This window comes from Serratia sp. CY37869 (assembly GCF_052168895.1).
Classification (GTDB): Bacteria; Pseudomonadota; Gammaproteobacteria; order Enterobacterales; family Enterobacteriaceae; genus Serratia; species Serratia ureilytica.
In genome coordinates this window covers 325757-339182 of record NZ_JBJNLU010000003.1, presented here as the reverse complement: position 1 = coordinate 339182, position 13426 = coordinate 325757, and the positions used below count along the sequence as shown (strand labels likewise).

Annotated in this window: 10 protein-coding genes; all 10 read right to left on the bottom strand. The window is 55.2% G+C overall.

Going from position 1 to position 13426, the window contains the following annotated elements; genetic code table 11:
• Positions 1-120: 120 nt before the first annotated feature.
• Positions 121-1422, bottom strand: a complete 1302-nt coding sequence (locus ACJ8J1_RS17135; RefSeq protein WP_033644921.1) for a cytosine permease — start codon at positions 1420-1422, stop codon at positions 121-123.
• A 20-nt stretch (positions 1423-1442) separates the two neighbouring features.
• Positions 1443-2132, bottom strand: a complete 690-nt coding sequence (locus ACJ8J1_RS17130) for a helix-turn-helix transcriptional regulator (RefSeq protein WP_033644646.1) — start codon at positions 2130-2132, stop codon at positions 1443-1445.
• A 27-nt stretch (positions 2133-2159) separates the two neighbouring features.
• Positions 2160-2570 carry a GNAT family N-acetyltransferase gene (locus ACJ8J1_RS17125; protein WP_019453029.1) on the bottom strand — a complete coding sequence of 137 codons (411 nt, stop codon included), beginning with the start codon at positions 2568-2570 and terminating at the stop codon, positions 2160-2162.
• Positions 2571-2986: 416 nt separating this feature from the next.
• Complete coding sequence (locus ACJ8J1_RS17120; RefSeq protein WP_033644649.1) at positions 2987-3901, bottom strand: alpha/beta hydrolase; 915 nt, start codon at positions 3899-3901, stop codon at positions 2987-2989.
• A gap of 615 nt (positions 3902-4516) precedes the next feature.
• Positions 4517-5401: an ATP-grasp fold amidoligase family protein gene (locus ACJ8J1_RS17115; protein ID WP_033644651.1), complete on the bottom strand. Its 885-nt coding sequence runs from the start codon at positions 5399-5401 to the stop codon at positions 4517-4519.
• Positions 5402-5451: 50 nt separating this feature from the next.
• Positions 5452-6747 (bottom strand): lysine N(6)-hydroxylase/L-ornithine N(5)-oxygenase family protein, encoded by a 1296-nt coding sequence (locus tag ACJ8J1_RS17110; RefSeq protein ID WP_033644653.1) that lies wholly within the window; start codon positions 6745-6747, stop codon positions 5452-5454.
• Between the two features lie 1024 nt (positions 6748-7771).
• Positions 7772-8974 carry a lactonase family protein gene (locus ACJ8J1_RS17105; protein WP_080273418.1) on the bottom strand — a complete coding sequence of 401 codons (1203 nt, stop codon included), beginning with the start codon at positions 8972-8974 and terminating at the stop codon, positions 7772-7774.
• 232 nt (positions 8975-9206) lie between these two features.
• The gene (locus ACJ8J1_RS17100; protein ID WP_033644656.1) at positions 9207-10625 is read right to left on the bottom strand and encodes a cytochrome c; all 1419 of its coding nucleotides are present in this window, start codon (positions 10623-10625) and stop codon (positions 9207-9209) included.
• Positions 10622-12277 carry a GMC family oxidoreductase gene (locus tag ACJ8J1_RS17095; RefSeq protein ID WP_033644658.1) on the bottom strand — a complete coding sequence of 552 codons (1656 nt, stop codon included), beginning with the start codon at positions 12275-12277 and terminating at the stop codon, positions 10622-10624. Before ACJ8J1_RS17095 ends, ACJ8J1_RS17100 begins: the two co-directional genes overlap by 4 nt.
• Before the next feature lie 3 nt (positions 12278-12280).
• A complete protein-coding gene (locus ACJ8J1_RS17090; RefSeq protein ID WP_033644660.1) occupies positions 12281-12853 on the bottom strand; it encodes a sorbitol dehydrogenase family protein in 573 nt (190 codons plus the stop codon).
• Positions 12854-13426 lie beyond the last annotated feature (573 nt).

Here is a 13426-nt window from a genome sequence, read left to right as displayed (position 1 = left end):
CTCATCACCACGGCCGTTTGTCTGCACGATCGGCCTATTCCTTTGCGCTGAACTCCGCACTTTGCGAGCAATAAAACACTCCCCCGTCATCGGAGGAGTGCGTTAACGCCTGTGCGAAAATCAGAGCGACTTCTGCGAGGCCAGGGGTTTTTGCGCCCGACTGAAGGCCAGCTTGAGCACCCAATACAGCAGGCTGGCGGCCACCAGTGAGTTGATGGTCGGTACGCCCCATTCGGTCGCCAGGCCAACGGCGCCGCCGGCGATGCTGGCGACGATCGCCGCCCAGCCGATGGTTGGGGTTTCGTTCGGCAACTGGCCCGTACGGCGGCTCTCGTCCAGGATTTTGCGGTGGCTGCGCAGCAGGTAATAGTCCACCAGCATGATGCCGATAATGGGTGGGAAGACCACGCCAAGCACCGTCAGGAAGTCGACGAAGCGGTCGAGAATGCCCAGCACCGACAGCGTGGTGCCCAGAATACCGATCGCCAACGTGGTGTAGGTGTACTTCAGCTTTTTGCCGGTGATGCCTTCCACCGCGTTGACGATGCCCAGCGAAGAGGAGTACAGGTTGAGATCGTTGACGCGCAGGGTGGAAAACACCACCACCAGCAAACCGGCGCCGCCGGCCGCTTGCGACATGATGGTGACCACATCCGCGGTGCCCAGGGTTTTGGCGATCAGGATAGCCAGGCCATTCACCACGAACTCGCCGGCGACGATGGTGAAGATCGTAACGCCGAGCACGTGTTTGCCGTTTTTGGAGTAACGGGTCAGATCGGGCGTCATCAGGCTGGCCACGATGGCGCCGCCGACGACGATGGTGATGCCGGCGCTGATGGTCAATGGTTCACCCGGCGGCGCCAGCTGGATGATCTCCTGCAGGTTATGGCCGGAAAGCGCGGTCACTGAAATATAGGCCACCAGCATAATGAACATCGGCACCGCGATACGGGCGGCGATGCGCAACGCCTTGAAGCCGAATGCCACCAGGATGGTCAACAGCGTGCCCGAGAGCCCGGCGGCCAGGCCAAAGCCCAGCTTATTGCCGAGCGCGAAATCGAGCGACTTGGCGAAAATGGCGTTTTGAATGCCGAACCAACCCAGCAGGCTGACGGCCACGACCACGCCGATCAGCACCGAGCCCAGGCGGCCAAAGCCGCACCAGCGCGCCAGCAGGCTGCCGGAAATCCCTTCGCGCATGCCCGCCATCCCAAGCCCATAGGTCACCACGCCGAAGATCAGGCTGCCGACGAAAATGGCGGTGAAGGCGTCAATCAACGTCATGGAGTTGCCGAGCACGGCGCCGAGCATGAACTGGTCCAGCGCGGTCAGCATGCCCATATGCACGATGGCCACGCTTAAAAACGAGACTCTTTTATCCTGCGGCACCCGGGTGAGCGGATAATCTTCGATCTTTATCACGGTGAGATCTTCCTTGCGGTTCAAATAAACTGAATGCCCTTGGTTATCAGGCGATCGGGAATGTAGTTATCCAGGTTGGCGTATTTGCAATACTCCTCAAACTGTTGCTGAGTATGCACGTTGGCCTTCTGGTAAATATTATAAATGCGGTTTTCGATGGTCTTATTGCTGACGTTATAGATTTTGGCGATCTCTTTCACCGTAAATCGCTGCAGCATAAGGAAAATGACATCGAGCTCGGCGCGGGTGAACAGCTCGTTGTTAACTTCGGTGGTCAAGATGCTGGGTTTTTGCTGATTGATGTATTTCAGCGGCGACAGGCTGTTCATCGGCTTGGCGTTCCAGATCACGCCGATCACCTGTTTGTCATCGTTGTAGACCGGCAGCTTTTCGCTGATAAACGGCGTCAGGCTGTCTTTGCCATACCAGTAGTGCGTCTCGATGACCGTGACCCGATCGCGCGCCGCTTCGGTCATCTTGTCATGCTCGATAAAGTCGGCGGCGGAATCGGCCCAGTCGGCGGGGAATTCGTGGTCATATTTTCCGGCGACGTCGAAATTCAGCGGCGTATTGGTATAGAGATAAGCGGCGCGGTTCATATAGAGGTGGCGGGACAGCTGGTCTTTGATGCCCCAGGGCTCGCTCAGGTGCTCCATCATGGTGATGAGGCCCTTGAAATAAGATTCATTATTTTTATGCGATGAACCCATACCCACCTCTGCGCCGCTCAGGCCGCGTTACAGGCTTTTAGCCAGGTAATGGCGGGTATGGCGATGCGCATAGTCACCCAGCTCGCCATAGACTCGGTAGCCCAGTTTTTCGTAGAAGCCTCTGGCCTGGAAATCGAAGGTATCGACGTAGGCCATATGGCAACCGCGCTTGCGGGCTTCTTCTTCGGCTAGCTGCATCAGTTGGCGACCGTAACCGCTTTTGCGGCATTGATCGCCGACCCAAAGATACTGTACTTCCAGGCCGCCCCACCAGGTACGTGCGACCAGACCGCCGACGATCTGCTGGTTGTCGTCGGTGACGGTCAGGAACAGCGGGTGAATGTCTACGGGCTGGGTTTTATGGTTGTGCGCCCAGAGGCTGTCGATAACGAACTCTTCATCCTGCGGGTTGGGTTTGTCGGTGATATTAATATTCATTTTTAATATAATTCCCTGATTTAATTATTCAAATCTGAACTAGACGCTTTCGCCCCAACCGCTTCTATTATCACTTTTATTAATGTATTTCAAGGGTGGTTTTCACCCTTTTCCGCCGTGCAGGCGGGCGCTTATAGTAAGCATCACAGGGTGAAGAAAATAGCGAAACAGGCAGTATTAAAACGCTGAAATGCCCTGCCAACACCATCTTTTCCTACTTGCGCCTCACCAGGGCCCCACCGGGAAAACTGCAGTACTGTACGGCTCCACCGGATAGAGCAAGCTAACTTGCCGACGGGGGAGCCACTTTGTTTTTGCGCATCCGTTCCGCGATGACTGCGCGCTGTCTCAGATATTAAACGCTCTTCTTATCAGAAGATATGAGCCGCCGATGAAAATGCGGTCGATACCCTCCTTTAGTCTTCATATGCCACGCTGCTCAGTGCCGGCTCGATGGCGGCACCCAGCATGGCGCCGTGTCCCAAGTCGGGCCATTCCCGATAGCCGACGGTAAGACCGTCGAGCTTTGCCAGGCGTTCCGCCAGCATTTGCGCCGCGTTCGCCGGCAGTGCAGGGCTCTTCACGCCGGGCGGGGCCGCGCGCTCGCGCTCCGCCAGACCCACCCACAACTGCAGCCTTGCCGCCGGCGTCGGATGCCGTTCCGCCCACTGCTGCGCCTCTTGCAGGATCATGCCGTTGCCCCACCACAGCGAGGGTTCCACGGCGATATAATGCTGGAAGGCGGCGGGATGGGCGAATAACGTATGCAGAACGAAGAGCCCGCCGTAGGAATGGCCCCACAGCGTTTGCCGCTGCTGATCGACCGCCAGTTTGGCGGCGATCGCCGGTTTGATCCGCGTTTCAATCAATTGCAGGAAGGCCTCCGCGCCCCCGCCCGCCTGCGGCGGTTTCTTCATGCCCGTCGGCAGAGGCAGCGTATAGTCGTAGGCGCGGCCGGCGGCATCGATGCGCAGATCGTTGTCATAGCCGATCATCACCAGCACCGGTGGCCGCTTCGCCGTCGCCAATCTGGCCAGTAAGCTGGCGTTCAGCTCCATCAGCACCGCATTGCCGTCGAGGAAATAAATCGTCGGATAGCCGTCAGGCGCAGGCGCCCGACGCGGCTGGGCGATACGGACGCGGTAACGCCGTTGACCATCGGCGGAGGTGAAGCGCAGATCGCTGAAGCGGTAATCCGCAGAGTCGCTATCGGCGACGGTCACGCCGATCCTGCGTTCCAGATCGGGCCTGGCCTGCACGGCAGTCGGCAACCAAAAGCCGATGGCGAGCGCCAGAAGCGTGCAGATAAAATGCCGGTGAGACAATAACATGCGGGGCAGCGTCCTCGAAAAAGGCCGATATTAGCATCGGTACGCGCCCAGTAAAAACCTCTCCTTCGGGCGGGTATTTCAGTGGCGAAGTGCGGCCGGGATCAGGCGGTGGCTGCCTGATGCTTCGCAGGGTTAATAGCAACTCATTGTTATTATTGGCAAGTCAGGAATAAGAAGGGTTAAGATTAATTAGAAATGATTATGTTTTTTGGGAGGGGATAATCTGCTGATGGGTGCAAAAACACTCAATCATCAATGGGTGTTAGCGAAAAAAAAGCCCTATAAAATAGGGCAAAGACACACAACAACACCAGGGAAACTTTCCGGTATCTTATATTATAGCTTCCTATACATATAGAACATTTTATTATAAATATGTAAACGATTCTTATTAATGTTCTAATGCCATTGTTTTTCAAGGGGTTATGTCGCCCAAGGGGGAACGTTCCCGATGGCGGTGCAAGCCACTCCGCAGTGGATAAAGCGCAGGTGGCGGGGCGGTGCCGGCCCGCCGCCCCACAGTGAGATGCCGGCGGGCGGCCTGCGAAAACGCCGGCCGGTATCTCCTGTTTGATGGATGCGCAGGGGAATTGCGCCGCCTTTTGTTGATGATAATCAGTGCTGTTGCAGCGTCAGCATCTTGCCAAGCAAAACATCGGTCGGTGGCAGAATATCCGTATCCAGCCCGGCCGAGGGGGTAAAGGTCAGCTCACCGAAAATGATTTGGCCCTGAGAGATGTAGAAATCAACGCGCACGAACTCGAAGGGCGCTGACAAACGAGCGGCATACTCAAACAGCTCATCGTATCCCTCCGGTTTCACGAAGGCGTTTATCTCCTCCTGGCTCAACGCCAGGCAGTCCTCGCTATAGCAAAGGAACTTGAAATCTTTGTCGAAGAAGTAATATTTCGGCGTCCCGGTATCCCTGCCGACGCACAGCAAGGTGCAGTAAGGCACGCCGCGAAAACAATAAATTTTGTAGTCTTCAGGCCCGTGACCATTGGCCGATTCGATATACTTTTCTCCAATGATCTTTTTTTGTATCCCTTTGTAGTTGAGTTCTACATAGGTTTTCCAGTAATCGTCTTTCATCCAGCCATCGATCAGCTGGGAGGCACTTTTAATGTTCAACGATTGTTTATTCTGGCAAATTAAATTATATCCTGAGCCGTGATTCCCCTTGATGACAAATTTCTCAGGCAGCGTTTCCCATGGGATCTCCTGTACCGAATCACAGGCAAAGTACAGCTCATTAAGGATCTCTTCACATCCTTTTGCCTTGATGTACTCTCTAACCGCATATTTATCTGCGCATTGAGTGACTAAGGCATTTTTACTGTAGTCATTCAACTTAAGGTGATTGATTTTTTCATTCCAGGTCGATGGCGCCTGCAAGTTCAGCGGTTTGCCAAATGCTCTTTTGTAGATCAATCTGGCCTTGAATTCGGGGGCCAATACGGCCAACTGATTCATAATGAACTTGTTTATTTGTCTTTTCATATCCGTAATTCCATCAAAGCATAGTGACAATGATTAAGACGTTCTTGTATTTAAAACGCGGGTGGCGCACCTTCACTGCGCCATTGAATGGCTGTCGGCGTTGTTCCCAGATCAAATGGCAGGTGGTCTAACGCCCGATTAAGAATGCGGGCCGAACGCCACGCCATCAGGCTCAGCTGAGGATCGGCAATGCCGTGATTATGCATACTGGCGTTCATCGCAAATAAGCAGTTCTCCGCCGGGCCTTCCCACTCAAAGGTAAAGTCCGGGGCTATGCGGTACTCGCCGTCCGCCGTGGTCAACAGTCGGTGGGCCAGAGGCGCAAGGAACTCAGGCGTCGCCGATTGATAACCGGTAGCAAAGATCACCACGTCCGCCTTGAAGGTTTCCTCGCCGTGATCGAGATGATGACGCGTTTCGAGTTGGTAGGCGTTATCCAGCGTGTGTTTTACGGCCGTCAGCGAACGGCTGGGCAGCAGGCGCACCCATAATTTCTCGCGCAGTACGTCGAAGCTGTGGTACATGGCGCGATAGATGGCCAGCAGCGACTCGCTGGTGATGCCGTCTGAGGTCATCTTTTGTTCGGCCAGCATATGCCGCTTGGCCGCGCTGTCCAGTGAGTAGAAACTCTCGACGTAATCTGGCGTGAAATATTCATTGGCAAAGGCCGCCTCATCAAGCGCGTTGTAATTGTTGCGTCGCGATATCCAGTCGAGTTGTTCCGGCTGCCCCCATTCCCCTTTAAAAATATTCAGGAACAGATCGGCGCCGCTCTGGCCGCCGCCGACGATCGCCACGCGTTTGCCTGCCAGATTAGGGTTGCGCAGCATCATTTCGCTGGCGTGGAAACAGCGATCGTTTTGCGCCGTCACGCAGTCCGGTAACTTTATTTTCTTGCCAATACCGATACTTACGTGTCTGGCGTGGAAGATTTCCCGTGAGGTGGTCACCACGAACTGGCGTTGCCGATCGTCAAACTCGACTCGCTGAACGTCTTGATTGAACGCCAACGATCCCATCCCGCTTGCGGCCCAGGTGAGGTAATCGGCGAACTCTTCACGCGATGCGGTACGCTGTTCGGTCGTCAGGAAACGGTAGAATTTTCGGTTTTTTACCAGATAGTTGAGAAAGCTGTAGGGATTGGTTGGGGCAACCGCGCTCACCAAATCCTTTAAAAAGTTGGTTTGCATGTTGCAGTCAGCCAAAATCATGCCCGGGTGCCAGGAGAAATGAGGTTTGCGCTCAAGGAATTGCCCCGTAAATCCCTCGATTTCGCTCCCTAAGGCCGCCAGGCTAAGATTCGACGGGCCAAGGCCAATGCCGATGATATCGAAACGCTGATTCATTAATAAGCTCCAGTATAATGAGAATAATACCCAGAAATACGGCTGCAAAGGGGTTGGCTTATAGCAACCAGGCTGCCTTTTTCTTATAAGTAAACGACATGAATTAAAAATAATTAAAAGATATGCGGGTTAAAAATGCGTCATTTTTAAATGCCCGTTTAGAATTCGGTAGCACATCAGGTAAAGGCTACGGGTGTATTTCTTTCCATGAAAGTCCCTGCGAAAGCTTGCGTATGTGTTTAATTAATATTCTTAAGCAATAATCTTAGAAACCGCGTTCATCATTCCATGTAAACGACACTCCGCAAAGAGGATAAGCCGCATGGGATTGGCATCGACTATTGACTGTTAACGTGTATACGCCGTTCTGCGTTCGGCTTGTGTTTCTTGAATCAGGTATTCGCTGCTTAGAATAGCGTTAAAAGGGATTCTGGGAAGGTGAAATAACATGATATTAGGTGTTGAGCGCTTTTTGAAAAGATGAAATTAAAGTGAAATTATGAAATCAGGCCGTTTTGATTGTATTTTTATCATTATATTCAATGTGTTATTATCTTTTGGATGCGAGAGCTATTGCGTCTGGGCGGCATGGGGGTATCCGCTTTCACATCGGCCAATGCGCCCAGTTTTGTTGTTTGCGGGCCTGTATGGCGGGAAATTATCCCTATATGCATTAATTTCAATGAGTGAATGTTCATGTTATATACAGAGGCACCTGTTGACGTTGGAAAAGCGCCAATTAAAAACCGATTGGCCGACAGTTTGACGTTTAGGTTCGTTTAGGTTCAGCGACGGCGTGACGTGCAAGGATATCCGTGTGCCGCCGGAACTTGCCTGAATGTAGCCGCCATTATATCAACCCGGTTTGAATTGTTTTGGCGTTTCTCTTTTATAATTCCTTTGCCGCTGATGATGATTCTCATTACCTGAGCGTTAAACGCCATGGGAATGGGGTAAAGTATGGCGCTCGTGGGCAAGAGAATCGACGTTGGCGCTGCGACAAACGGATTGCCGCAGCAATAATTTACTCGTGGATAAATTTAACGTCAGTTGGCGTACCTATCTGGACGCTTACGCCGTTGCCATATAATTCGCCGGTATCCAGATCGCGTTGTAATACGGTAACGTTATTACTAAACACATTGGCGACTAGCAGAAACTTTCCGCTTTTATCGAAGGCGAAAGCGCGCGGTTCGATTCCGCCGGAAAGCGTGCGGCCAATCAGCGTGAGTTTGCCATTCTCCGGGTTAATTTTATAACCCACGATTTCGTTGGTTTTTTGGCGATTGCTCGCATAGAGGTATTTTCCGTCAGGGGAAAACGCCAGCCCGCCGCCGCCCTTTGCATCCGCGCGGGTGCTTTCCGTCAGCGCTAATGTCTGGATGTTCTCCAACCGATCGTTATTAATCTGGTAGGCAAAAATATTCGCTGACATTTCGCTGATCACGTAGGCGAATCTGCCATTTGCGGAAAAGATCATATGTCGCGGGCCGGTGCCCGGCGGAAACGACAAATCGTAATCCGGCGCGAGCCTGAACGGCGCGGCCTTATTTGCCGCGTCGTAGAAGAAGGCATGAATGATGTCGCCACCTAAATCGGCGGCGTACATCATGCGCCCATCGGGGGTGAAGTTGACGGAGTGAATATGGGCGCTGGCTTGCCGCTCGGCAACGGCCTCTGAGCCCTTGGTGAAGGGAAAGCGCTGCAGCACCTCGCCGAGTTCACCGTTCTGGAGAATGGGGGCCACGATGACGCTGGCATGCCCGGGGGCGTTGGAGTAATTGGCGGCCAATAAGTAGCGCCCGTCTGGACTGATGGCGGCATGCGTCGGCTCTTGTCCCTGCGAGTCGATGCCGCTGATGCGTTGCGGGTCGCCGCCTTTGCCGAGCCTGAGCGTGCTGATTTGGCCTTGCTGAGTTTCATTGGTGGTATAGGCAAATTGGCGATTTTTGCTCAGAACTATCCAGGAAGGGCTGTCCATTTTTATGCGATTCAATGGCAGCAGGCTGCCGTCTTCGTTGAGCGCCAACCGATACATCCCCTGGCTGGGATAAACGGGCGGCTGAACCCGATCGCCGTCTCTTTCCCCTGTCCAGGTGCCAATCAAAACGATTTGCGCGGTGCTGCCCGGCTGCGGTTGCGGGGGAGCGGCCTGGGTGATCCAGGCCGGCAATAATAAAGACAGAAAGGAAAACTTGGCGATGCTGGGGAACGTTGCGTTTTTCATGGTCGGGCTCCTGGCGTGATTGACTGTGTTTTGTGACCGAGGCGAACGGTGTACAGGGTTTATCGTCGTAGCGAGGCACCGCCCAGAATGAACAGGCAGACATAACCAAAATAGTGCAAAACGCCGGCGAGGCCTATTTTTAGCACATCATTGGCGTATGGCATCAGAGCCTTGCGCGCCGGCAGACAAGCTCCCTGCGGCCGCCAGCGTAGGGAGCTTTAATTGGCGTGAATCACGCGCCGCGGCGTTTGCGCACCCGCCACGCGATGGCCGCCAGTAGCGCCAGCGCGCCGCCGCCCAACCCCGGTGCCATATAGGGCTGCATCTCGGCCAGCAAGGGCGCCGGGCCCCCTCGTCTGAGGATCGCAACGTCTTCGGCGGTGACGTGCGCCGCGGGGTTGCCGTAATGTTGCAAGACATAGTTGCCGATCGCCGCAATCTGTTGGTCGTTCAAGGGATTGACATAGGATTGCGGGCCGAAATTCGGCATCAGGATATGTTGATCCCCGACGCGGCGCTCGACGCCGAACAAAATGGCCGAGATCAGATTGGAGGGATTGCGCGAGCCCGTCGCCGTGTTGTTGAACAGCGATGGATAGGCCTGGTTTTGACTGCCGCTGCCGTCGGGTTGGTGGCAGCTGGCGCAGTTGCCGCTAAACAAGGCGGCGCCGTCAATCACCGTCTCGTTGGCGGTCGGCGGATGCGCGCCGCGCAGCTCGGGTTCAACGTTGAACGGCTTGCCAAAGCTGTCTGCCGGCCGCGTATCGCGTCGATCTCTGATCGGCGGACTGTTTTTCAGGTAAGCGGCAATCGCGGCCAGATCGTCGTCCGACAAATATTGCAGGCTGTTTTCTATCGCTTCCGCCATGCCCCCCGCCGCCTGGTTTTTTCCCGCCGCGCGCCCGGTTTTCAAATACTGGATTAGCTCAGCCTGGCTCCATCCGCCAATGCCGCTGATCGGGTCGGAAGTAATATTGGGCGCATACCAACTGCCGACCATGGCGCCGGAAAGCGGTTGCCCGCTGTATTCAGCCAGTAACACGTTGCGCGGCGTATGGCAGGTATCGCAGTGTCCAGGGCCGTTGACCAGGTAGGCGCCGCGGTTCCATTGCGCATCTTCGCGGCTGTCGGCGCTGAAATGCCCCTCTTCCAGAAACAAACTGTTCCAGGCCGGCATGATAAAGCGCAGGTTAAAGGGGAAGGGCAGTTCGGTTCGCCTGTTGTGCTGAACGACGGGGGCGACGCCGTTCATAAAGTAGGCGTACAGCGCGTGAATGTCCTCGTCGTTCAATTTGACGTATGACGTATAAGGCATTGCCGGGTACAGCGGGGTGCCGTCCGCGCGAATGCCTTCACGCACGGCGCGGGCGAATTGCGCTTCGCTGTAGCGGCCAATGCCGGTTTCCTTGTCGGGGGTGATGTTGGTGGTGTAAATCACGCCTACCGGCGTGGCGATGCTGTAACCGCCGGCAAATCGCTCGCCGCCTCCCGTTTGGGTGTGGCAGGCCTGGCAGTCCGCCGCCACCGCGAGCCGCTCGCCTTTTTCAATCAGCTCGGCGCTGAAATACGGTCCTTCGTCGGCGGCGAACGCCGAGCCGCCGCCCGCCGCGAGGAGCAGCGCCAGCCAGGCTATCCTTGCAGGTTTTCTCATGATTTCACCGCCAGTTTGCGGGCAATGTCGTCCGCCGCTTTAAGGCCCAGGGCCGCCATCGTCAGCGTGCTGTTCACCACGCTGGCTGAAGGGATGGCGCCACCGCCGGGTAGCCACAGGTTCGGATGATCGTGCGCACGACAATCGCCGTTCACCACGGAATTTTTCTCATCGTTGCCCATGATGGTGCCGCCCATAATGTGATTATTGGCATTCAGGCTGGTGGTGATGTTGAATTCATCGGCATCAAACAATTGGCCAATATGCTTGAGCTGCCGGTGCGCCGCTTCAGCCCCTTTTCGCACATAGTCCCCCACGTCATAGTAAATGTCGGGGCAAGGCAAACCGTGGGCGTCTTTGCGCGTTGCGCTCAACGTCAGACGGTTATTGGGATCGGGCAGCGGTTCCAGACTGATGGACAAATCGACGCCGTGCGCCGCGCGGCGGCGGATCTCGTCATCCAGCGCTTTCCCCACCAGGCCCTGCGCCAGGGCCTGGCGCGTAGCCGGCAAAACGCGGTTGATGTTATTGAGGATCATCTTGTTGGCTGAGTAATGCTTGCGGAAATCCCCATCGCGCGGGCCGACCAAACAGCTGCTCTGCGCCGGGCCGCGTCCAGGCCACAGCGGCTCTTTCGCCAGGAAGGTGCAGTGAAAGCCGGAGTGATCCATCATATTGCGGCCAACCTGATCGGAGCTGTTGGCGATCCCATTCGGGTTTTGCGCATTGGCGGCCATCAACAGCAGGCGCGGGGTTTCGATGCCATTGCATGCCAGGACGAACGCGCTGGCGCTGGCTTTGTGCGACCGCTTTTGGTTGTCCAGCCAATGCACGGCGGTAACCTGATTTTGCCCATCGGTATCGATTTTGTACGCCACCGCTTCCGCCAGCACGAGCGCTCCTTTCATTTCGGCGCGTTCGATGTGATGGATGCCGTTATACATGGCGCCAATCGGGCAGATAGGTTGGCAGTTATTGTTGCCGCAGCAGGTGGGCCGCCCCTGCCATGGTCGCGTGCTGCGCCCTTGGGGGATCGGTACGGAGCGGTAACCGTGCGGGTTGACCACTTCGGCGAAGCGCGTATCTCCGTGGGCCCAGGGCACCATATCCATGGGATAAGGCTTGCTGCGCGCTGAAGGCGATTGTTTGGCCGGATCGTTTGGGCCGGCGACGCCAATCGCCTCCTCCGCGCGGCAGTAGTAGGGCTCGAGATCGTCATAGGCGATGGGCCAGTCGCGGCCAACCCCGTACAGCGTTTTCATTTTGAAATCGTTTGGCAGATGGCGCCAGCAGGAGGCCGCCCAGTGCCAGGTCGTGCCGCCCACGGTGCGTAAATAGCCCTGCTTAAAGCTGTCCGCGCTTGGGCCACTTAACGCGACATAATCGTTTGGCGGAAAATAGAGCGGCGCGGTGGCGTAGGCTGATTGCGGGTACAAGCCTTGAAAATCGGAGCCCGCACGGTTATCAAACGGCATATTGCGCCAGTTTTCGACGGCCTGCGCGCGATCGATACGCAGGCCCGCCTCCAATACCAGCACGGAATAGCCTTGGCCGGCCAACTGGTCCGCCATCATGCCGCCGACGATCCCCGAGCCGACGATGACAATATCGGCCGAGGCATCGCCATCAGCCGTGAATACCGGTTTTTTCATGATTCAGCTCTCAGAGGGCAGTAAGGCGTTAACCTCAGGTGGGGCGACGGTCCACCAAAGCGGGCCGTTGCCGCAATAGGTGGGCACAATCAAGGCGTCTTTAACCGGGCGATACATCAGGGCATCTTTATAAGCGATGAGACTGGCGTTTGCCCCCTGGCCCACGGTACCGGTATACCAGGCGGTGACGATGGCCGAGACCAATGCCGAGAGCCCCAGTTGGCCGGCGATTTGCTGAAGTTGCCGGGCGCTTTGTCCGGCCTTCACGCGTGCGCTTAATCGCTCAACCTGTGATGAGAATTGCGGGTTTGCGAGGCTCAACGCAGTGAAAATACGAGCCGAAAGGCCAGGGTCAATATCCTGACGTTCTGTCAATTGCAGGGAGAGCGCGAAGAAACGGGCAAAAAGCAGGGGGTTTTGCGCGGCGGTATGCTGTTCCGCCAGCGTGAGGAATGGGGCGCCGGCCAATGCGGTGGCGACAAGCGTTGACGCCAGGCCGAGCAAGACATTTCTGCGGCTGACGCCCTTGCCATGTTGATCCGGCTGTTCGCCATTGTCTGATAAACCATATTCCATATGTTTTTTCTCAACGGGTGTTTAATGCCAGAGCCAAAAAAGGCCAAAATATCAGTGGGTGAGCAGGCTAAATTAAGCGTTCTATTACGGTGATATGACGATCTTCACCGATGTGATGTTTTAAGAACGCCTGTCGGTAAATTAGCAGCGGCAACGGACGGTATTTATCAAAAAATCACAAGGTGAGTGCCGACCGCATTTTTGGTTTATTTTTAATAACGGCAGGGGATTATGTGATGGGGCTCTGTTTAATTGATTGTTATTTAATATTTTTATCGGTTTGTGGCTGTGGGTTTTTATCAGGCGCAGAATGAAAACATTAATGGTATCCCGTGTTTGCGTATTAATTCAAATGACGGCGAAAATAAGGAGGGTTGGGTTATGGCGCAAATGGAAATAATACAGTGCCGTAAACACAGGGCAGGGGGCGGGCATCAATTAAGACTGCGAATATAAAGGCCGAGATTTAGGTTAAAGAGATAGGAACAGGAGCACTTCTGCTCGGTATTCAAGGTCTCAGCGCTGGCGCCGCGTTGAACAGCGCTTTAGCGCTGGCCCGCAGGGTGAGGCCTT